The following is a 21732-nucleotide window of genomic DNA, read 5'->3' as shown; positions in this document are numbered from 1 at the left end:
CGGTCGCGGCGGCGGGCTGAGGCACGCAGCTGTCTTGAAGCAAATCGAAGTGACGATAACGACCCGCCGGTGCAGAGCACCAAAACGCTGGGCTGCTGCCGCAGTCACGCCAGGGGGAGGAAAACGGACCGGCCATTGACGCACTCATGCATCGTCAAGGCCGGCACCAGAGATAGAAATGGTCAGACGCACCAAGGAAGAGGCGCTCGAAACGCGCCACCGGATTCTCGACGCAGCCGAAACCGTGTTTCACGCGCGCGGCGTGGCGCGCCCGTCGCTGGCAGACATTGCCGAGGCGGCCGGCGTTACCCGCGGCGCCATCTACTGGCACTTCAAGAACAAGAGCGACGTGTTCGCCGCCATGTGCGACCGCGTGAACCTGCCCGTGGAAGCGCTATGCGACCCGGAGCGCATCGCGCGCCAGGAAGACCCGCTGGGAGGCATACGCGACATCTGCGCCTTCGTCATGCGCCAGACCGTGGTCAATCCGCGCTGGCGGCGGGTGTTCGAGATCATCTTCCACAAGTGCGAGATGGTGCAGGACAACGGGGCCATCTTCGAACGCCAGCGCCAGTCGCACCAGGAAGGCATGGTGAAGATCCGCGAGCACCTGCGCTTTGCGGTGGAGCGCGGCCAGCTTCCGGCCGATCTGGACCTGGACCTGGCCGTGAACGCGTTCCATGCGGCGATTGGCGGCGTGCTCGCGCACTGGCTGTTCTCGCCACAGGACTTCGACCTCGACGCCAATGCCGAGCGCCTGTCGGACGCCTTCATCGATACGCTCAGGTTTTCCCCGGCGCTGCGCCATGGCTATGTGCCGCGACCGATGGCGGAACTCGATCGCGAGCTGAGTACGCTTTGCGAGAAAGCCTGCCAGGAAGCCAACGGCGCGCCGTAACGGCGCTGCCGAGCTAACCGCGCATGGCTTCGCGCCAGCGCTCCAGAAAGGCACGCTTGCGCAGCGTGTCCTGCGCCGCCAGCAGGCCCGGGCCGACGCTGATCGGCCTGAGCGCGTAGCCGAGCCGTTCCGACAGCGCCGATGCCGTGTGCGGGCTGTCGGTGTCGGTACGCACCGTATAGAGCTGCGAGGTGGACTTGCCAAGCACCGCCTGCCCCTCGCGCGAGAGCAGGAAATCGAGCCACAGCCGCGCCGCATTCGGACGCGGCGCGCGACGCGCGATGAACGCCACGCGCGACATCACCAGCGTGTAGTCGCGCGGCGCGATGACGTCGATGGCCGCGCCGCGCTCCATCAGCGACAGCGCGTAAGACCCCAGCAGGTTGTACCCGAGCACGTATTCGCCGCTGGCGATGCGTTCGATCATGTCGGCCGTCGACGCCGACAGCCGCGCGTGCGTGCGCCCGAGCGCCTGGGCCAGGTACCAGAATTCGCTGCCCATGCGCGCGTCCTGCTGCGCCAGCAGGTAGCCGACGCCGGACCGCTCCACATCGTAAGTGACGACTTTTCCGCGCCAGCGCGGCGCGTGCTCCTGCAGCACGCGCGCCAGGCCGCTGCGGCTGCCCGGAGGCTTGGTGCCGGCAAAGTGGTTGCGGTTATACACAATGACCGCCGGCTCGAACGTCGTGCCCCACGCTTCGTCGCGCCACACCGCCCAGGCTGGCAGGCCGCTGCGTTCCGGCGAGTGGTAGCGCTGCGCATAGCCATCATTGACGAGCTTGATCTGCAGGTCCATGGCCGTGCTCCACAGCACATCGGCGTACGCGGAATCCGGGGCCGGCTGCGCCTTGCCGAGCGCCGCGGTTTCGGCCAGGAAGCGCTCGTGCAGATCGATCGTGTTCAGGTCCTCGTAGCGCACGCGGATGCCCGGGTAGCGCGCCTCGAACGCGCGGATCAGCGGCTGGGCGACGTCGAGGTCGGTCGAGGCATAGACATGCACCTCGCCCTCGCGCATGGCGCGTGACACGATCACCTCATACTCGGACGGGTAGCTGGCCGGCGGCGCCGGCATAGCGTCCTGCGCGAGCGTCCGTCCCGCGAGCGGGGCCAGCGCGGCACCGGCCAGCAGCTTGCGGCGCAGCGTGGAAGCCGGGGCACTCGCGATATCAGGTTCGGGAGGGGATGTCAGGCGCTGGGACAAGATTGTGCAGAGCGGCAACGGATGGGCCGGGGCGCGACACGCGCCGGGAACGCCGGTAATGGCGGGGCGGGGGTATTATAGGCGCCCGCGTCCCATGGACCGCACGATCAAAAAAATGGAGGAGAACCAGCATGCGCATTCTGCTGGTGGAAGATGAAGTCGAACTGGCGCGCTGGGTTGCCCGCGCGCTGGAGCAGGGCGGCTTCGTGATCGAACACGTGGGCGATGGCCTGCAGGCCGAGGCGCGGCTTGTGGCCGAAGAGTACGACGTGGTCGTGCTTGACCTGCGCCTGCCCGGCAAGGATGGCCTGGCCGTGCTCAAGGCCATGCGCGCGCGCGACGACCGCACGCCGGTGCTGATCCTGACCGCGCAGGACACGCTCGACGAACGCGTGCGCGGCCTGAACCTCGGCGCCGACGACTACCTGCCCAAGCCGTTCGCGATTGCCGAACTGGAAGCCCGCATCCTCGCGCTGATCCGCCGCAGCCGCGGCCGCGCGCACCCGCGCCTGCAATGCGGCACGCTGGTGTTCGATGGGGAGTCCCGCGGCTTTACGCTCGACGGCCAGCCGCTCGCGCTGACGCCGCGCGAATCGACGCTGCTCGGTGCGCTGCTCGCACGCAGCGGCCAGCCGCTCACCAAGGCCCAGTTGCTCGACAAGGTGTTTTCGCTCGACGCCGATGTCAGCCCCGATGCCATCGAGGTGCTCGTGTACCGCCTGCGCAAGAAACTGGCCGGGCATGGCGTGACGATCGTCACGCTGCGTGGCTTCGGCTACCTGCTCGAGCCTGAGACACCGGCCGCCTGACATGTGGCTCCGCAAGCTGCGCCACGGCGCGCGGCGCCCGATCCCGCTGTGGCGGCGCGGCAGCCTGCGCCGCCAGTTGCTTCTGCTGCTGGTGCCCGCGCTGGCGGCCATGATGGCGATCGACACCTGGCTCACCTACGGCACGCTGCGCCATGCCGCCAACACCGCGTACGACCGCTCGCTGTATGGCTCGATCCGGGCGATCGACAACGCCATCGGCATGGCTGGCGAAAGCCTCCAGCTCTCGTTGCCGGACGCCGCCATGGAGATGTTCGAGACCGCGGCGCAGACCCATGTGTACTATCGCGTCTCGCTCGAGCGCGCGGGCACGGTCGAAACCGTCACCGGTTACGAAGACCTGCCGCTGCCGAAAGGCTCGCTCGCCAACAACCAGCCGCGCTTCTACGACGATGACGACTACCGTGGCGAGGCCGTACGCATCGCGGCAATGGCACGGCCCGTGTACCGGCCCGATGCGCGCATGCGCGTCATCATCCAGGTCGCCGAATCTGCCGAGCCGCGCACGGCGCTGATCGGCACGGTCTGGCGCAGCGCGCTCGCGCGCGACCTGCTGCTGATCGTGCTGAGCGCAGCAATCCTCGTCGGCGGCGTCACCTACGTGCTGCGCCCGCTGGGACGGGTACGCGACGATGTGGAGGCGCGTTCGCCCGACGACCTGACGCCGCTCGCCTTCGACCGCGTGCCCATCGAAGTGAGCCCGCTGGTCGACGCCGTGAACCTGCATGTCGCGCGCTCCGAAGCGATGGCGCAGGCGCAGGCGCAATTCATCGCCGATGCGGCGCACCAATTGCGCACGCCGCTGGCCATCCTCAAGACGCAGGCGGAATTCGCGCAGCGGCAGTTGTGCGCGGATGGCGACGATCCTGCGTCTCGCCAGGCTGCCGGCGAAGCTGTCGGCGGCATCGTCACGCAACTGGAGCAGGCCGCGCGGCTGACCAACCAGCTGCTGGCGCTGGCGCGGGTACGCCAACACCATGGCGAAGCGGCCGCGCCAGCTGCCGATACTGTGGATATCTTTGATGCGGTCACGGTGGCCGAGCAGGTAGCGCTCGACTACCTGCCGCTCGCGCGCGGCAAGCAGCAGGACTTCGGCTGGGAGCCGACGCCAGGGCTCAAGCTGCCCGTGCGCGCCGATGCGGCGCTGCTGCGCGAAGCGCTCGCCAACCTTGTCCACAACGCCATCCAGTATTCGCCGAAGGGCAGCCGCATCACGCTGTCGGCACGGCGCGTCGACCAGACCGCGTGCCTGATGGTCGAGGACGACGGACCGGGCATTCCCGCCGGCGAGCGCGAGAAGGTATTCGCGCGCTTCTACCGGCGCGTGGGCAACACCGAGCCCGGCTCGGGTCTGGGGCTGGCGATCTCGCGCGAGATGGCGGCGCGCTTCGGCGGCACGGTGACGCTGACCGAAGGATCGCAGGGGCGGGGCGTCAGGGCGTTGCTGCAACTGCCGGTCAGCGAACAGGACCTGTGACGCGCGCGGACGTCACGGCCCCTTGATTTCACCTTCCTCTCAACCGAACAGCTCTTCCGCCACCGTCGGATGCAGTTGCAGCGTCGTCTCCAGATGGGATTCCCTCACGCCGAGCCGCAGCGCAACGGCCATGGCCTGCACGATCTCCGGCGCCGCGTTATCCATCAGATGCACGCCGAGCACGCGCCCGGTACGCGCATTGAGCACGAGCTTGAACACCGATTGCATGCCATTGCCACCAAAGCGGTTTTCCAGCGAGACAAAGCGCTTGACCACGGTGCGGATGCGCTCGGGCTTGCCGGCCTCTTCGATGGCCTGCGCTTCCGTGAGCCCCACGGCGCCGATCGCCGGTTCGCAGAACACCGCGGTCGGCACGAAATCGAAGTCCGCGCGTTCGCCGCGCCGGCCGAACAGCCGGTCTGCCAGCCAGCGGCCCTGTGAGGTGGCAACCGGCGTCAGGTGCAGGCCCTCGATCGCATCACCGATCGCATGGATCGAACGCACCGAACTGCGGAATTGGCGATCCACTTTGATGCCGCCCTTGTCGCCGAGCTTGACGCCAATTGCATCGAGGCCAAGCCCGTCCACGTTGGACACGCGCCCGACCGCGACCAGTGCCGCTTGCGCGCGTATCGACTCCGTCTGCCCGGGCTTGTTGCCGGGGCGATAGCAGACCTCGAGCGCGCCATTGGCTTGGCTGATCAGGTTGACGCTGGCATTGAGGTGCAGCCGCACGCCCTTGGTTTCCAACGCGCCCGCGAGGGCTTCTGCGATTTCCGCATCGAAATGCGGCAGGAGCCTGTCACCGGCGACCAGCAGGTCGACCTTGACCCCGTAGCGCGACAGGATCGATGCCTGCTCCACGCCGATATAGCCGCCGCCGATGACCGCGATCGATCCCGGAACGGTCTGCCACGTGAACACATCGTCGGAATTGCTCGCGAGTTCGCCGCCGGGAATATCGAGCGTCTTCGGTCGCGCGCCGGTAGCGATCAGGATGCGCTTGGCGCGGATGACTTCGTCGCCCACGCGCACTTCATCGGGCGCCGTCACAACCGCGTCGCCGCGCAGGATGTCAACGCCGGCCTCCAGCAGGCGCTGTGCGTAGACCACGTTCAGTCGCGCCACTTCCGCATTGACGCGCACGATCGCGTCGCGCCAGTCCTCATGCCCGCCGGTGTGCGACAGGCAGCCGGACAGGATGGCAGCCCACGTGGCGCCATACGACAGCATCTTCTTCGGCACGCAGCCGCGGTTGACGCAGGTGCCGCCGATTTCATCGCGTTCGATCAGCACGACGCTGGCACCATGCGACGCAGCGCGCCGCGCGCAGGCAACGCCGGCCGAGCCGCCGCCGATCACGACGAAATCCGCCTTGCGCGTACGCATCGGCTTGCCACCCTTGCCGCGTGAGCGCGGCACGCGCTCCATCGCCGGCTCGGCACTGACTTGACGGGCCCGCCTTGGTCCGTTGTCGGACGTGGCGGTTGTTGTCTGGCGCTTGCTCATCCATGCCTCCTGTCGCGGCACGCGGCCGCATCGACAAACGATCGGACCAGCGCCGCCGCGCAGGCTAGGCGCCGGACCGCAGTTCCGTATTCAGGATCGACGGCCACTCGCGCAGGAAAGTTTCCCCGTCGCGGCGGCCAAGGTCATACGCGTGCGCCATCGCGTCGGGCCGGGTGTAGTCCCAGCTCGCGATCGGCACACGCTGCGAAGGCTGCACGTAAAGGCGGCGCTGGCCGCCGCTTTGCATCACGAAACGGCGCGGCCGCGGATACAGCCGCGTGACCAGCACCAGCACATTGCCCGGCGTGGCGTCGAGCGCGTCCACGGGCACGTTATCCACAAGGCCGCCATCGAGCACGGCACGTCCGTCACGGCGCAGCACCGGCGTGAACGGCGGCGTGGAAGCCGACTGCAGCAGCAGGTCGGCAAGCTGCTCGGGCGAGCCGCAGTCCTGCGCGCGCACGAACTCCGGCCGGAAGCCAAGCCTGCGCCCAAGCCGCGGATGCAGCGTCTTGAGCACGTGCTTGTCGATGTTGTACGCGAGCAGTCCCGCCGCCACTGCCAGGCGTGGACCGCTCCAGCGCGGAATATGCGCGACGCCGATGCGGATCTCCGGCGCCTGTCGCAGATGTTCAAGCCGGCCATCGCCAAAGATCGACAGCAGCGCCGTGCGATAGATGCCGTAGTGCGGAAACACGCGTTCGTTGCGCAGCAGGTTGCCCCAGTACGCGTTGCGCTTGTTGGCGGACAGCACTTCGCGGTAGTACGCCATGGTCTGTTGCGAGTCGTGCGCATAGACCATGCAAGCCGTGGCCGCGCCCGCCGAGATCGCGGTGATCACGCGCGGGCGCAGATGCAGCTCCGGCGCCACGGTGTCCCACCAGCCCGCCTGCCACCAGCAGCGATTGCCGCCGCCGGCGAATACGATCTGGTCAAACGGTGTGGCGGTGCCTGCGTTCATGCTGCGCTTTGCGTGTAGGGATGTGGCCTGGCGCGCTCAGAGCAGCGCGTAGGTCGTGGTGGCCTGCACGGCGAGCTTGCCGTCGGTGCCGGTCAGTTCGATCTCGCCGAACACCACGGTCTTGCCGAGGCGCAGCACGTTGGCGCGCACCAGCACGTCGCCGTCGATCACGGGGCGCATGAAGTTGGTGTTCAGGGTGACGGTGGTCATCGGGCGGAAGCCGCCCAGCGCGCTGGCCACGGCGACGATCATCGCCGTGTCGGCGGCCGACATCAGCACCTGGCCGCACACGACGCCGCCCGCATGGCGGAACATTTCCTGGAAGGGCAGCCGCAGCGTGATGCCGGCGTCATCGACGGCCTCGGCGCGCAAGCCGAGCTGGCGCACCCAGGGGGCGAGTACGCGTTCCAGCGTGGCATTGATATCGGCAAGCGTCAGGCGGCATTCGGCGGATTCGGACATGGCGATCCTGGTCTTGTTGTCCCGCGGGATGTCGCCCGGTAGCCGCCCGATTCGTGCAGGGCTGGCCGCTACTCCGTCTCCTCCGGCGCGACGCGATATTTGAGCCAATGATACAGGGGGCCGGTGGCCAGCACCACGAAGGCCATCCGGATCACATGGAAGGCGGTCACCAGCGGCACGCCGAGTTCCAGCACCTTGGCGGTGATGCACATCTCGGCAATGCCGCCCGGCGTGGTGCCGAGAATGACCGTAGCCGGATGCGCGCCGGAGATTGCGGCCAGCGCCCAGCCCAGCAGCGCCGAGACCAGCAGCGCCACCACCGTGTACAACGCCACGCCCGACAGGAAACGCGGCGCGGTATGCAGGAAGTCGCGCGAGAAGCGGGAGCCCAGCGACACGCCGATCAGCAGCTGGCCGGCACGGCTCATCCACATCGGAATCGCGGACAGTTCGATGCCGGAGGCGGTCAGCACCGCCGCTGCAATCAGCGTGCCAATCACGAACGGGTTCGGCATGTTCAACCGACGCACAAGCAGGGCCACGCTTAGCGTGATACCGATCAGCGCGAGCAGCCCCACGGCGTCCACTGTGCGCGGGCCCGGAATATATGGGTCCAACCCATGGATGCCGCCGTACTGGAAGATGGCCGGCACCGTCACAACCACCATCAGCACGCGCAGCGAATGCGCCGCGGCAACCTGGTCGATGCGCGCGCCATTACGTTCGGCGAGGTTGGCCATCTCCGATGCGCCCCCAATGGCCGTGGAGAAGAACGCCGTCTTGAACGCCACGCCCGTGGTCCGGCGCAGCAGCACCGCGCCACCCGCGCCCAGTGCGAGTGCGAACAGCGAGCCCGCGACGATATAGGGCAGGAACTCCAGCAACCTTGCCACCACGTCCGGCGTGAAGTACAACCCAAGCGATGCGCCGATCACCCACTGGCCGGCATTGCGCGCCTGCGTCGGCGCGCGCAGGTCGGCGCCGGCCATGCGCGCGCTCGCCACGGACAGCAGCGGACCGATCATCCACGGCAGCGGCGTGTGCAGCACGGTACAGAGCAGGGCAGCAGCCAGGCCGAGCAGCAGCGTCAGCACGACCGGCAGCCAGCGGTGCGCGGAGAGATTCATGATGCAGCGGCCTGGCAGGGGCGCCGGCGCCTTTGTTGTTGTGAACGCAAAATGCATGAAGCCCGACGCTCGCGCGCCGGGCTTCGATCATCTCATGACTGTGGACAACGCATCAGGCCGCATTGTCCGCCTGGGCGTGCGCCGACGAGCGGTTGGCATGCCAGCGCAGCAGGCGCGGGATCACCACCACGGCCACGGTCATGGCGAGGATCGTCGCCGAGATCGGCTGCTTCACGAACAGGCTCCAGTCTCCCTGGCCGATCGACAGCGCGTTGCGCAGTTGCTTCTCGGCGATCGGCCCCAGGATCAGGCCGACGATGACCGGCGCGGTCGGGAAGTCGAAGCGACGCATCACCATGCCGAGCAAACCGACCACGAACAGCAGCAGCAGGTCGAACCACGACTGGCGGATGCCGTAGGCGCCCAGGCCCGCGAAGATCAGGATGCCGCCGTACAGCAGCGGCGTCGGCACGCGCAGCATGCGTACCCACAGGCCGATCGCCGGCAGGTTCAGCACCAGCAGCATCACGTTGCCGATATACAGCGACGCCAGCAGGCCCCACACCAGGTCGCCCGAGGTCTGGAACAGCATCGGGCCAGGCTGCAAGTTGTAGTTCTGAAATGCCGCCAGCAGGATCGCGGTGGTGTTCGAGGTCGGGATGCCCAGCGTCAGCAGGGGGGCCAGCGTCGCGGTCACCGCGGCGTTGTTGGCAGCCTCGGGGCCAGCCACGCCCTCAATGGCGCCGACCTTGCCGAATTCTTCCTTGTGGTTCGACAGTTTCTTTTCCGTGGCGTAGGAGAGGAAGGTCGGGATTTCAGCGCCACCGGCCGGGATCAGGCCGAACGGGAAGCCGATGAGGGTGCCACGAATCCACGCCGGGACCGAGCGCTTCCAGTCCGACTTGTTCATGTGGACCGAGCTGAGCTTGTTGAACGTGCCTTCCGGCTGCGGGAAGAACGCATTGAACAGCGCCTCGCCGACCGCGAACAGGCCCACGGCGACAACTACGATATCGATACCGTCGTACAGCTCCTGCACGTTCATCGAGTAGCGGGTCTGGCCCGACAGCGAATCCATGCCGATCAGGCCGATGCCGAGCCCCAGGAACAGCGCCGTCATGCCGCGCAGCAACGACGAGCCCAGCACGGCCGAGACCGTGGTGAACGCGAGCAGCATGATCATGAAGTACTCGCCGGGCCCGAATTCAAGCGCCACGTCCGCCGCCACCGGCGCGAACATCGACAGCAGCACGGTGGCGATGGTGCCGGCTACGAACGAGCCAATGGCGGCAGTGGCCAGCGCCGGACCCGCGCGGCCGTTCTTCGCCATCAGGTTGCCTTCCATGGCCGTGACCATGGTGGACGACTCGCCCGGCGTGTTCATCAGGATCGACGTGGTCGAGCCGCCGTACATGGCACCGTAGTAGATGCCGGCGAACATGATCAGCGCAGCAGTGGGTTCGACCTTGGCGGTCAGCGGCAGCAGCATCGCCACCGTCAGTGCGGGGCCGATGCCGGGCAGCACGCCGATGGCGGTGCCGAGAAAGCAGCCCACCAGGGCCCACATCAGGTTGATCGGTGTGATGGCCACGGCGAAGCCGTGCATCAGCTGGTTCAGGGTATCCATTCGTGACTCCTAGCTGGTCAGGCGGGCTCAGAAGCCAGCGATGGGGAGCAGCGGCAGGTTGATGCCGAGCAGGAATTCAAACAGCGCCCACATCGGCACCGTAATGCATAGGCCGATCAGCGCATCGCGCACGATGCGGCGGCTGCCGTAGCCGCGCGCCACGCAGATCATCAGCAGCGTGGAGGACAGCACGAAGCCGAGCGTGCCGATCAGCGCCATGTTCAGCACCAGGCCGGCGGCCACCCACAGGAAGCCCTTGAAGTTGTGCGGGGCGCTCGGCAGTTCGGCGTCTTCTTCAGGCATGTTGCGGAAGCCGCCGCGCACGCCCTGCCAGGTCAGCAGCGCGCCGCAAACGGCCAGGCCGATGGCCACGAGCGTGGGCATGAAGCGCGGCGACAGGCCGGCATAGCCCTCTTCACCCGAGATGCCCGGCAGGCCGAGGAAGAAGAACAGCGAGATCGCCAGCACGGCAATGCCGATGGCGAGATGGGAGGGTTTCATGGAGACTCCTTGGCCTTTGTCGCCAGCCCGGGTTGGCTGGCGTCCGCGACGCTGGCGTTCGATTTCCCGCGCGGTCACGGGGCCCGGCGACATGTAGTTTTGGTTTGGCTATCGCAGGTGGCAGACACCGGGCCCCGTGCCGTTTCCCGGCCACCTTCCACATCGGTGGCTTCGGCAGGCACGACAGGTAACGCTTCAGCACTGCTCGGATCCGCAAGGCTGCGGATCCGTACTGCTATGAGGTTGCCTGAACTTGAGCGGCTTATTTGGCCACGCCCAGTTCACGCAGCGTGCCGCCCAGGCGGGCCGATTCGCTGTCGACGAACTTGCCGAACTCGTCGCCGGTCAGCAGGAACGGCGTCCAGTCATTCTTCTGCAGCGTTTCCTTCCAGGCCTTGCTCTCGGTCGCCTTCACGACGGCGTCGACCATGGCCTTGCGCTGCTCGGGCGTCGTGCCCGGCGCGCCGTAGACGCCGCGCCAGTTGTAGATCTCGACGTTCACGCCCTGCTCCTTGAGCGTCGGGATATCGGCGGTGCGATCCTTCGAGGTCACCGCCAGCGCACGCATCTTGCCGCTCTTGATGAACGGCAGGAATTCCGACACCCCGGCAATGCCGACCGTCACGTGGCCGCCGAGGATCGAAGCCGAGGCCTCGCCACCGCCTTGGAACGGCACATAGTTGATCTTCTTCGGATCCACGCCGATGTCCTTGGCAATCAGGCCGGCCAGGATATGGTCGATAGAACCCTTCGAACCGCCGCCCCAGCTCACGCTGCCCGGGTTGGCCTTGAGCTGCGTGGTCAGGTCCTTGATGGACTTCAGCGGCGAGTTAGCCGGCACGGTGATGACCATGGTATCGGCGTACAGGCGCGCGATCGGCGTGGCGTTCTTCAGCGTGACGGGCGGATGGTTGGTCTCGATCGCGCCGACCATCACCGCGCCGACGACCATCAGCGCGTTCGGGTTGCCCTTGTCGGTGTTGACGAACTGGGTCAGGCCGATGGTGCCGCCCGCGCCGCCCTTGTTATCGTAGGTAGCGGTCTTGGTGACACCCGAGGCGATCATCGCCGCGCCGAGTCCGCGGCCGGTCTGGTCGTAGCCACCGCCCGGGTTGGCGCCGATCATGAACTTGACGGTGTCCATCGCGAAAGCCGGCGCGGCAGCGACGGTGGCGGCAACGGCGGCCGAGGCCATGACGACGTGGGCGAAACGGTGAATCGAGCGACGCATAACGGTCTCCTTAATTGTGTTGCCGTATCTTCGGCTGGCCGTCATGGCGTCGTTGCGAAACCGGAAGACACCGCCCCACGCGGTCACAAAGCAACCGTCGGCTCGCTGTCTCCCGGCCGTTGCACGCGTTGCATGCCGGCATTGTTGTTGGACTTCTGCGTGACCCGCTGGCGGATCATGAGCCGGATTCTAGGCGTTGCAAACTGTCAAAAGGCTGTCAGATTGACTGCGTTGGCATCGGGGTTTACGTGGATATATAAGACATTCAACGCGCTGCGGGCGCCGATGCGGCGGCCGGCATGGCCTTGCCCACGACGGCATCGCGGCACGGATCGCCGCGCTCGACCGGCGCCACGGTGACGACGCGATCGAAGCCGGCCGGATTGCCCTGGCCGCGCTCGAGGTAGCCCACGCTGATCGCTTTGCCTTTGCCGTCACCGAGCCAGCGCGGCACGCCGATATCGTTGCGCACATGGCCGTTGCCGGCAATCAGCACCGCGCCCCGCGCCGCGTACGGTCGCAGCGTGGCCGCCATCACGGCATCGCGCGCGGCCTGTGCGTCGAGCATGCCGGGCAGCATGGCCTTGGGGAAATTGCCGCAATGGCCTTCGTCCAGCACCGCGGTCTGCGCGGCGGCCAGGTCTGGTGGCAATGCGCCGGTCAGGCCGAGTTGCGCACGCTGCTGCGGCGTGAACAGGCCGTCGAGGCCACCACGCACGATCTTCGCGGCGTCCGCACGCGACAGGTTCGCGGCCAGCAACGGCAGGTCGTACTGCAGCGCCAACGCAACCACCGGCCGGTACAGTGGCCACTGCCATCCGCCACCGCCAGCTTGCGCTATCACGTAGTCAGCATCGGTAGGGCGCTCGCGGCGAGCGCGGTCGATATCGGCCTGGCGTTCGCGGTCGAACTGCTCCATCGCGATGGCGGGGCGCCAGCCTTGCTCGACGGCTCGGGTCAGTGCGGCGAGGCGCTGCAGCTGGCCGGTGGGGTTGTCGTGGACTTCGCCTAGGAGGATGTAGGAGTTGGCGGGGAAGGTTGTGCTGAGGGTGTCGGGGGACGGCGATTGCGGCGTGGTGGTGCAACCGGCGAGGACTGTGGCGACGGCGATGGCAGAGCGAAAGGAGCTGAAGGCGCGGCATGGCATGGACGGCTTTCCTTCGACTTCATGGTTGCGGGGGGCGAGCGGCCGGAGGAGCGTCGGACGTGTCCGCGGCACTGGAACCTCGCGGCGCCGGGGGATCGACAAACTCGACCGACTCAAGGATGGTCCTCATCCGATCAAGATCACTTCGCGCCTTGCGATCCGCGAGCCATTTAACCGGCGCATTTCCACACAACGCATGGACATTGTGGATCAGGCAAAAGTGAAAAATACGAGCCCGGCGCCATTCGTCGCCAGTGGTGTCATCCTCAATGTATGCGATTCCAGTCCAGTTTCTCCCCTTCATCGAGACCGTTCGAGCGTTCGCCGCCTTCTAGAATGGAACAAATTCAGGGCCACCATCCAGTCCATACCTCTGCCAACGGCCGTCAACATACTTCGCGTTCAGGGCAGAAATGATCCGATCATTGGTGGCCTCAACGCAAAACATGCTGAAGCCACCGGCCAGAAAAGCTGTCGGGCCCGTTACAGGGAGATAGTACGTCCCCTGATGCGGTGGCGAGCTATCAGGACGAGGCGCCCGAAATTCCTCGCCATACATGTTCGCAATTCTAAAGCGACATGGCCCGACAATCTGTTCTGCCGTTCCTGTTGTCGGTTTGCACATATCCGGATAGGCGGCTGCCAAACCTGCGATACAGAGGCCAAGGATATTAATTTCTTCACCTGCACGATCACGACGTTTCCAAAAGGCTCACTGCTGTGGAACGACTCGGACGTATTACCCGTTTGCATCGCCTCACGCCGTAAAACCGGCGGCCGGCTATTACCGGAACCACCTCCATCTCACTTGAATCCGTTAGCGACGAATAATTTTAAAAGATGAATGATTACGTACAATTCTTTAGGATGAACTGAACCGTAGCCAGGCGCTGCTGCACCAGATGTAATTTCAGCTCCGCGGCAAACCAATCAGATTGGTTGCCCACCTCCCCCGTCATGTCTGCCTCCAACGCCATGGCCTTGTTTAGATATTCAGTCGCAAGATGGGCGCACTTCTTGTTGCTATTTTTATTTAAAGCCGTCAATGTTGAATTGATTTTCTCGTTGACTTCAACCATACCCTCGTCATAGCAATCTTGGACAATCATTCCACATCCTGATATGCAGGTTAGTCGCTCATTTTTTGTTCTGGTCATGCACTTTGAATATGCCCCCTCCGGTTTTGAGGCCGGCATAGAACTGGAAGATGCCAAAGACGTAAAAAGGAAGATAAGCGCCGAAATTGTTCGTTTTGCATCACTCATGATAAACCATCCATTATTTTGGCCTAGCTAGATCACAAACGACAGTAACCCCCCTCGGGGTTTCAATTGCCGGCTCATTGCTCGATGGAATCCAATCCGTAAAGATGCTTCTTGTGTACCAAGAAAACAGGAATCTTTCGAAATACCCAAACGAGCCGCCGTTTACTAATTTATTGATCTTATCCACCGTGCTTCCGGTGAAACCACCATCTGCCACACGACTAATATTTCGGTTTCCATCGTAATGCTTCCAAACCCAAAAGAATCCGCCGCTATCACAGGCGTAACCAGAGCTTTTTGCTATGAGCTCAGGGCTATAAAGTGGCGCCCAAAGTTTGGGAACGCCTCTTATCCCAATAATTTGGTATGTTTTCCTATCCCTAATAGTCGGATCGCTCCTATAGTGCGCGGAAGATTGTGTAATCCTGCTTTCACCTTCATATGGACCGTGATTGTTCGGCAGGGCCGAGAACTTTCCATATGCGTCATAATTTTCCGCCCACGTCAATTGCATTATCCCGCGTCCGTAAAATGCCTCATAATATTGAGCCATTGGAATGCTTGGATTTGAAGCACCTTTTCCATATTCTCGCAAGGTGTTCCAACGATCAGTCTCGATATATGTCTGCGCGAGAAACAGAGCAAGTCGATCCGCTGGAAAACCAATCGAGTATTTTCGTATTGCCACATTAAGGCTGCTGAGATGTGCCGAAACGCGTGTGACAACATCGGATGCTGATAGTAGCTTTGACAGGGGAGTACGCCGCTGCCCTGATTGAGTAAGCCAGCTCTTTGCCGGCATAATTTGGCTTATTTCATGCGAGCCGATCCACCCGCACTTTCTAAAATGCCGAATGAAGGCCAGCGGATGAAAAAACCGGAACTTCCTGCCAGCGCCCAGCGGTGTCTGATCAAGGAACTGCAGTTGCCTCAGGAAACCGATGAAGTTCTCGTACCCATGACGATCGAAGTCCTTTCGCGTGCCAAAGAATCCGTCCGGACGGTTGAGCCTGGCATAGCGAGCATCATTACCACTCGCATCCCACTCGCTCGGCGCATGGCAGACGAATCCCCTGAGTTTGCCCCGCACAGCATCATTGCCGTACACGTACGCAGTCAGTTGGTCTGCTTGCTTGTATTCGGCTTCCCTCCGTTGCTCGGGAGTCTCTGATTCCTCCACAAGATCCACGATTCTGCGAAGTTCATCGAAGTCGCACACACCATCCTGGCTGAACGGCGTGTTTGCCTCCTCAATCTTCTGCCAACCCATGAAGAACGGGAAGTCCGCATCCGAGAGCTTCTTAATAGCGTCCTGGCTGATGTCGATATACCCCTGCGCACCACCCGCATCATACGTAACAGCAATCCATGTACGGCTTTCCGCACGGGACAGTGTTGGGAGTTCGGTATTCAAAACCCGACCAAAACGAAGCAGTTCGTATCCGGCGCTTGGGCACTTGGGATATAGGTCGGTCGCCCGCTGGTACAGCTTGTATTCGTAGTCTGCGTAGGGATCTCTGACCGGAGCAGGCGTCAACGCTTCAAGTTTGCCGTTCTTCTCGATCCATGAACGCGTATAACGCTGCCCCTTATAAAAGTAGGCTTCAACATATAGCTTGTTCGGGGCACTAAGGGCGCCGGCTGTGAGCGGCGGAAAGTAGGGTGAACTGTCCTGCCCAGGAGGTACGCTGACAATGACTTCGCCGCCCGGAATCACGAAGTAGCTGTGGCCCCAGTAGTCTTTCGACGCTGGCGTCGCTGGATTCTTCTCGCCAAGCTGCACGGTATGTCCGGCCTGAGAAAACCAAGCACGAAAATCCTCCTCCGTCATGAAGATTTCGAAGTGCAGGTGCGGCTGGCCGTGGCAATGGCCCCAATACCCCAGGATGTCCTTCCGATAGACCTTCTTGCCGCCACCGGCTTGCACCCCATCGGTCGGAGACAACAACCAGGCAGGCAAGGCGCTAGAGGTGCCGACAGCCGGCGGATTTGTTGGCTGTGGCGCGATGCGCTGCTGGTTGTTGATGTCCAGCAGGTGCATATACAAGGAGTAGAAGGTGATCGTCCTTCGTTCTCCAGTGTCGGTCTTGTGCTTAAGCAGAACGAAACCGATATTGGAGTTCAGATCAGGGCTTCCATCTCTTTTCGTTTGCCCGTCGGAAATGGCCTTCTGGCTAACGCGGTACGCGACTACTTCGCCATCAGCAATCGCCCGCACTGGTTCGGTCTGATCATTTGGGGCGAGGTGCGTGCCGCAGTGCCAGCGGCGGTCGAAGGCAATGGGGTAGACGCCGTGGTGTCCCAACTCGAACTGGTCGACGGCATCCATCATTGGATCGTCCTTGGCCGGATCGGTTGAAGTCAGACCATTCTGTGGCAGGAACGGTGGGCTAATGATCATGAGTGGTAGTTGGAAAAGGGGACCGTCGTCGAATTGCGGGCCGGTAATCGCCCTGCCGGCGACATACCTTCTCGGGGCAGATCCCGGCGCCCTCCTGCGGTTAGGGGGTGTCAAGGCGGGCGGCATTGCGATCGCAAAACTCCGTGAACCGGCACAAGGCGCACCGGCCCCCACAGCGTTCCAAAAGCAGCTACGGAAATATATGGAACGATTCCGAATGTGATAGCGATTTATCGAAATCTCATCTCAGAATGTTTTACGAGGAGAATGTCACCGAAGGGCTACGGCGACTCGCCAAAGGAGACGGTTCGACAAGTGCGAACGCGCTTTGCGCCCCTCCCACCGAACGGGAGAGGGACAGACTACAACACCGAAAACTCAAGGCCGCGCCCGAAGCCGCGGCCTCCGTCTCAATGCTGGTGCACCACCTCACCCTGCACCGCTTCCGGCAACCGATTCCCTTCCGAATCGATCTGCAACGGACCCGTGCCCGAGAACCGATCCAGCGCCAGATAGATCACCGGCGTGATGAACAGCGTGATGACCTGCGAGAACAACAGGCCACCGACCACGGCCAGGCCCAGCGGCTGGCGCAGTTCCGCGCCCGCGCCAATCCCCAGCGCCAGCGGTAGCGCGCCCATGACGGCGGCGAAGGTGGTCATCATGATCGGCCGGAAGCGCAGCAGGCAGGCCTGGCGGATGGCGCGGGCCGGCGGCATGCCCTGTTCGCGCTGCGCGGCCAGCGCGAAGTCGATCATCATGATGGCGTTCTTCTTCACGATGCCGATCAGCATCAGCACGCCGATGGTCGCGATCAGCGACAGCTCGACGTCGAACAGGAACAGCGTCAGCAGTGCGCCGATGGCTGCCGATGGCAGGCCAGCCAGGATCGTCAGCGGGTGGATGTAGCTTTCGTACAGCACGCCCAGCAGCGTGTAGATGACCGCGATGGCCGCTACCAGCAGCACGATCTGCGTGGCCTGCGACGATTGGAACACCGCCGCGTCACCGCCCCAGCTCGTGAAGATGGAGGTCGGCATGGCGATCTCCTGCCGGTAGCGGTCGATCTTCGCCGATGCCTCGCCCAGCGCCGCACCGGGCGCCAGGTTGAACGATACCGTCACCGACGGGAGCTGGCCCTGGTGGTTCACGGCAATCGGCCCGACGCGGCGTTCGGTGGTGGCGAACGCGGAGATCGGCACCATCTGGCCGGTCTTGCTGCGCACGTAGAGCTTGGAGAACGCGCTTTCGTCCTGCCGGTCGACGTCAGCCGCCTGCAGGATCACGTAGTAGTTGTCGATCGGCGTGTAGATGGTGGACACCTGACGTTCACCGAACGCCGAGTACAGCGCGGTGCGCACGTCCTGCATCTGCACGCCGAGCGCATTGGCCTTGTCGCGGTCGATCGAAAGCTGAGCCTCCAGGCCTGACTGCTGCGAGTCGCTGGTGACGTCGCGGAACAGCGTGTCGGCACGCATCTTCGCCATCAGCTTGTCGCTGAATTCCTGCAGCTGGCCCGCCTTCACGCTCTGCAGCGTGTACTGGTAGCGGCTCTTGCTCTGGCGGCCGCCCAGGCGCAGGTTCTGCACCGGCGAGAAATACACCGCCAGACCGGGCACCGCCGACACGTCCTTGCGCAGCGACTCGACGACCTGATGCATCTTCGGCCGCTCGCCGAGCGGCTTGAGCTCGACAAACATGCGGCCAGTGTTGATGGCCGGCGAAGGACCACCGCCGATGGAGACCACGACGCTCTTCACCGCCGCGTTGGCACGGATACGCTCGGCAGCATCGCGCAGGCGCTCGGCCATGGCGTCGAAGGAAATGTCCTGCGGGCCTTCGGCGTTGACCTGGATCTGGCCGATGTCTTCCTCGGGGAAGAAGCCCTTCGGAATCTTGACGAACAGTACCGCGGTCAGCACGAAGGTCAAACCTGCGGCCACCAGCACAACACGCCGGTGCGCCAGGCACCAGTCCAGCCCATGGGCATACTTGTGCAGCGTCCATTCGAACAGGTTCTCGAACCACTGCGTCGAGCGCATGCCGATGGTCTGTTTCTGCACCACGGCTGGCGCGTGGCCGGCATGGTCGCCGTACGCATGCTGCGATTCATCCACCGGCACGTTCTCGGCCGACAGGAAGCGTGCGCACAGCATCGGGATCAGCGTCAGCGACACCAGCGCCGACACCAGGATCGACAGCGACACCACTGCCGCGAATTCATGGAACAGCAGCCCGATCACGCCCGGCATGAAGAAGATCGGGATGAACACCGCCACCAGCGAGATCGAGATCGACAGGATGGTGAAGCCCATCTCGCGCGAACCGACCAACGCGGCCTTAAGCGGCGGCACGCCTTCCTCGATATGGCGCACGATGTTCTCGAGCATCACGATGGCGTCGTCCACCACCAGGCCCACGGCCAGCGTGATGGCGAGCAGCGATACGTTGTCCAGGCTGTAGCCGAAGGCCTTCATCAGCGCGACCGTGCCGATCAGCGAGATCGGCAACGACACGGTCGGGATCAGCGTGGCGGCGGCGCGGCGCAGGAACAGGAAGATCACCATCACCACCAGCGCCACGGTCAGCGCCAGCGTGAACTGCACGTCGTGGATCGATTCGCGGATCGAGTTGGAGCGGTCGTTGACCACCGACACGTTGACCGAGCCCGGCATCTGCGCAAGCAGGCGGGGCAGGGCGCCCTTGATGGCGTCCACCACAGCCACGGTGTTGGCGTCAGGCTGGCGCAGCACGGCCAGCACGATGGAGCGCTCGTTGTTGAGCCAGCTGCCGGTCTTGATGGTCTCGACGCTGTCCTCGACCTCGGCCACGTCGGACAGCCGCACGAGCACGCCGTTGGCCTGGCTGGCGACGATGATGTTGCGGAACGCGTCGGCATTGGCGAGCTGCCGGTTGGCCTGGATGGTCAGCGTCTGGCGCGCGCTGTCGAGCGTACCCACTGGTGTATTGGCGTTGGCGCGGTTGAGCGCCGTGGCGAGCTCGTCGAGCGTGAGGCCGCGCGCGGCGAGCGCATCCGGGTGGGCGCGCACACGCACGGCGAAGCGCTTCTGGCCGAACACCTGCACCTGCGCCACGCCGGGCAGCGTGGCCAGCGTCGGCGAGATCAGGTTGTCGCCGAACGCATTGAGCTCGGCCAGGCTCATGGCCGGCGAGTTGATCGCCAGCAGCAGCACCGGCGCATCGGCCGGGTTGACCTTGCGGTACGACGGCGGCACCGTCATCTCGATCGGCAGCGAACGCTGCGCGCGGAACAGCGCGGCCTGCACGTCCACGGCCGCGGCGTCGATGTCGCGGTCGCTGTTGAATTCGATGGTGATGCTCGAATTGCCGAGAGTGTTCGACGAGCTGATCACCGTCACGCCCGGAATCGTCGCGAACTGCTTTTCGAGCTGCGTGGCCACCGAAGCGGCCATGGTTTCAGGGCTCGCCCCCGGCAGCGTGGCGGTGACCTGGATCACCGGCGAATTGAAGCTGGGCAGTGCCGCGATCGGGATGGTCGGGTACAGCACGATGCCGGTCACGATGACGGCAATGCACAGCAGCACCGTCATCACCGGACGGCGGATACAGAGCTCGGACAGCGTCATGGCTCAGTGCCCCTGGGCGGCGGGCGTGCTCGCGGCCCCGGCGGAGGCGGAAGGGACGCGCGGAACCTCTCGTACCACGGTGCCGGGACGCAGGTTCTGCGTGCCTTCGACGACCACGCGCGTGCCGGGCTGCACGCCCTCGATCACCGCCGACGTGGCGGTGGTGGTCACCATCTTCACGGGCACGCGGGCGACCTTGTTGTCAGGCTGCACTGTGTAGACGAAGCGTCCTTCCGGACCCGTCACCACGGCCTGCGGCGGCACCGACAGCGCGTCCTTCAACGTCTGGACCACGGCGCTGACGTTGGCGTACGTACCTGGCCACAGGCGCTGCTCCTCATTGTCGAACTGCGCCTTGACGCGGATGGTGCCGTACTGCGGATCAACGGTGTTATCGATGAACGTGATCTTGCCGGTCACCGGCGTCTTGCTGCCGTCGTTGGGCTGGGCCGTGACCTGCACGAGGCCGTTGCGCAGGGCGTCGCGCAACGAGGCGAGCTGCCGCTCGGGCAGACTGAAGGTCACCGCGATCGGCTGGATCTGGGCGATGGTCACCATCGGCCCGGCGCTGTTTGGCAGCACCATCGATCCCGGGAACACGTTGATCACGCCGGTACGCCCGCCGATGCTCGCGCGGATCGCGCCATAGCTGACAGCAACGCGGCTGGCCTCGATGGCCGCCTGGTCGGCGCGGATAGTAGCCTCGAAGCCGTCCACCTTGGCCTGGGCGGTATCCACCGCGCTTTTGGAGATGAAATTGCGCTCCAGCAGTTCCTTGCTGCGCGACAGGTTGCGGCGCGCATCGGACAGGTCGGCCTGGTCGCGTAGCAATTGCGCCTGGGCCTTGGCCAGGTTGGCTTCGTCCATGCGCGTGTCGAGCGAGAACAGCAGGTCGCCCGGCTTCACGGTCTGGCCTTCCTTGATATGGACGGTACGGACCGTGCTCGAGACCTGTGGGCGCACTTCGACTGTGGATAACGCCGTCACATTGCCGTTGGCCGTGAACTGCAGCGGCACGTCACCCTGCTGCACGAGCGCGGTGGCGACCGCCACGGGCGCCGGCCCCTTGGCAACGGGCTTTGGGGCAAACCAGGTACGCCAGGCAAACCACCCCAGGCCGGCAAGCACCAGCACAGTCACCAGCACCGCCCACGGCGATACCCGGCCCCGGCCGGTTCCCGTGGACGCGCTCCAGTTGCTGTCGACAAACCCCTTGGGCTGGTCGATCCTGTCTGTCTTCATCTTGTGTGGACCCTCTTAGCCGCAACGCGCCCTCCCCGGGGACGTCCTGCCTCTGTTCCTGCCGCGGCCGCCCACGACGGGCGGCCGGGGGCCGGGCGGGTACGTGTCGCGCAAACCTCTACTAGTACAGCGGTTCGCCCCGCAGGGCCAGCGCCGAAAATTACAGCGCGTTACAGCAACAGTAACGGCGTGCGGCGGCCGTGGCTTGCGGGCAACGAAGGGAGTGGGCTTAGCGTGGCGGTCGCGGG

General features: G+C 64.5%; 16 protein-coding genes. 3 read left to right on the top strand and 13 right to left on the bottom strand.

Annotated features, from left to right (window positions below; genetic code table 11):
• Positions 1–178: 178 nt before the first annotated feature.
• Complete coding sequence (locus K2O51_RS30625) at positions 179–898, top strand: TetR family transcriptional regulator (protein WP_011299565.1); 720 nt, start codon at positions 179–181, stop codon at positions 896–898.
• A 13-nt stretch (positions 899–911) separates the two neighbouring features.
• Here the strand turns inward: K2O51_RS30625 and K2O51_RS30620 are convergent, their stop codons facing one another.
• A complete protein-coding gene (locus tag K2O51_RS30620; protein WP_181184435.1) occupies positions 912–1970 on the bottom strand; it encodes an ABC transporter substrate-binding protein in 1059 nt (352 codons plus the stop codon).
• A gap of 260 nt (positions 1971–2230) precedes the next feature.
• On the opposite strand from K2O51_RS30620, the gene K2O51_RS30615 reads away from it, so the two are divergent.
• Complete coding sequence (locus K2O51_RS30615) at positions 2231–2908, top strand: response regulator (RefSeq protein WP_011299563.1); 678 nt, start codon at positions 2231–2233, stop codon at positions 2906–2908.
• Position 2909: 1 nt separating this feature from the next.
• Positions 2910–4403, top strand: coding sequence for a sensor histidine kinase (locus K2O51_RS30610; protein ID WP_140950443.1), 1494 nt, complete (start codon positions 2910–2912; stop codon positions 4401–4403).
• A gap of 39 nt (positions 4404–4442) precedes the next feature.
• Here the strand turns inward: K2O51_RS30610 and K2O51_RS30605 are convergent, their stop codons facing one another.
• From K2O51_RS30605 to K2O51_RS30550, 12 genes are all read right to left on the bottom strand, one after another.
• Complete coding sequence (locus tag K2O51_RS30605; protein WP_041679758.1) at positions 4443–5912, bottom strand: dihydrolipoyl dehydrogenase family protein; 1470 nt, start codon at positions 5910–5912, stop codon at positions 4443–4445.
• Positions 5913–5976: 64 nt separating this feature from the next.
• The gene (locus tag K2O51_RS30600) at positions 5977–6873 is read right to left on the bottom strand and encodes a patatin-like phospholipase family protein (protein WP_220631154.1); all 897 of its coding nucleotides are present in this window, start codon (positions 6871–6873) and stop codon (positions 5977–5979) included.
• 36 nt (positions 6874–6909) lie between these two features.
• Positions 6910–7335 (bottom strand): PaaI family thioesterase, encoded by a 426-nt coding sequence (locus tag K2O51_RS30595; protein WP_220631153.1) that lies wholly within the window; start codon positions 7333–7335, stop codon positions 6910–6912.
• A gap of 68 nt (positions 7336–7403) precedes the next feature.
• The gene (locus K2O51_RS30590; RefSeq protein WP_140950440.1) at positions 7404–8462 is read right to left on the bottom strand and encodes an AbrB family transcriptional regulator; all 1059 of its coding nucleotides are present in this window, start codon (positions 8460–8462) and stop codon (positions 7404–7406) included.
• A gap of 112 nt (positions 8463–8574) precedes the next feature.
• A complete protein-coding gene (locus K2O51_RS30585) occupies positions 8575–10089 on the bottom strand; it encodes a tripartite tricarboxylate transporter permease (protein WP_011299557.1) in 1515 nt (504 codons plus the stop codon).
• A 27-nt stretch (positions 10090–10116) separates the two neighbouring features.
• Positions 10117–10590 carry a tripartite tricarboxylate transporter TctB family protein gene (locus K2O51_RS30580; RefSeq protein WP_011299556.1) on the bottom strand — a complete coding sequence of 158 codons (474 nt, stop codon included), beginning with the start codon at positions 10588–10590 and terminating at the stop codon, positions 10117–10119.
• Between the two features lie 262 nt (positions 10591–10852).
• The gene (locus K2O51_RS30575; protein ID WP_220631152.1) at positions 10853–11821 is read right to left on the bottom strand and encodes a tripartite tricarboxylate transporter substrate binding protein; all 969 of its coding nucleotides are present in this window, start codon (positions 11819–11821) and stop codon (positions 10853–10855) included.
• 265 nt (positions 11822–12086) lie between these two features.
• Positions 12087–12968, bottom strand: a complete 882-nt coding sequence (locus K2O51_RS30570; RefSeq protein WP_140950439.1) for a ChaN family lipoprotein — start codon at positions 12966–12968, stop codon at positions 12087–12089.
• A gap of 848 nt (positions 12969–13816) precedes the next feature.
• Entirely contained in the window at positions 13817–14233 is a 417-nt protein-coding gene (locus tag K2O51_RS30565) for a hypothetical protein (protein WP_220631151.1), read from the bottom strand.
• A gap of 13 nt (positions 14234–14246) precedes the next feature.
• Positions 14247–16565 carry a hypothetical protein gene (locus tag K2O51_RS30560; RefSeq protein ID WP_245001895.1) on the bottom strand — a complete coding sequence of 773 codons (2319 nt, stop codon included), beginning with the start codon at positions 16563–16565 and terminating at the stop codon, positions 14247–14249.
• Between the two features lie 479 nt (positions 16566–17044).
• Positions 17045–20242 carry an efflux RND transporter permease subunit gene (locus K2O51_RS30555; protein WP_011299551.1) on the bottom strand — a complete coding sequence of 1066 codons (3198 nt, stop codon included), beginning with the start codon at positions 20240–20242 and terminating at the stop codon, positions 17045–17047.
• Between the two features lie 3 nt (positions 20243–20245).
• Entirely contained in the window at positions 20246–21484 is a 1239-nt protein-coding gene (locus K2O51_RS30550; RefSeq protein ID WP_220631149.1) for an efflux RND transporter periplasmic adaptor subunit, read from the bottom strand.
• Positions 21485–21732: the final 248 nt, after the last annotated feature.

Source organism: Cupriavidus pinatubonensis, assembly GCF_019602855.1.
In the GTDB taxonomy this organism is placed as follows: domain Bacteria; phylum Pseudomonadota; class Gammaproteobacteria; order Burkholderiales; family Burkholderiaceae; genus Cupriavidus; species Cupriavidus pinatubonensis.
This window is presented reverse-complemented; position numbering and strand designations above follow the sequence as displayed.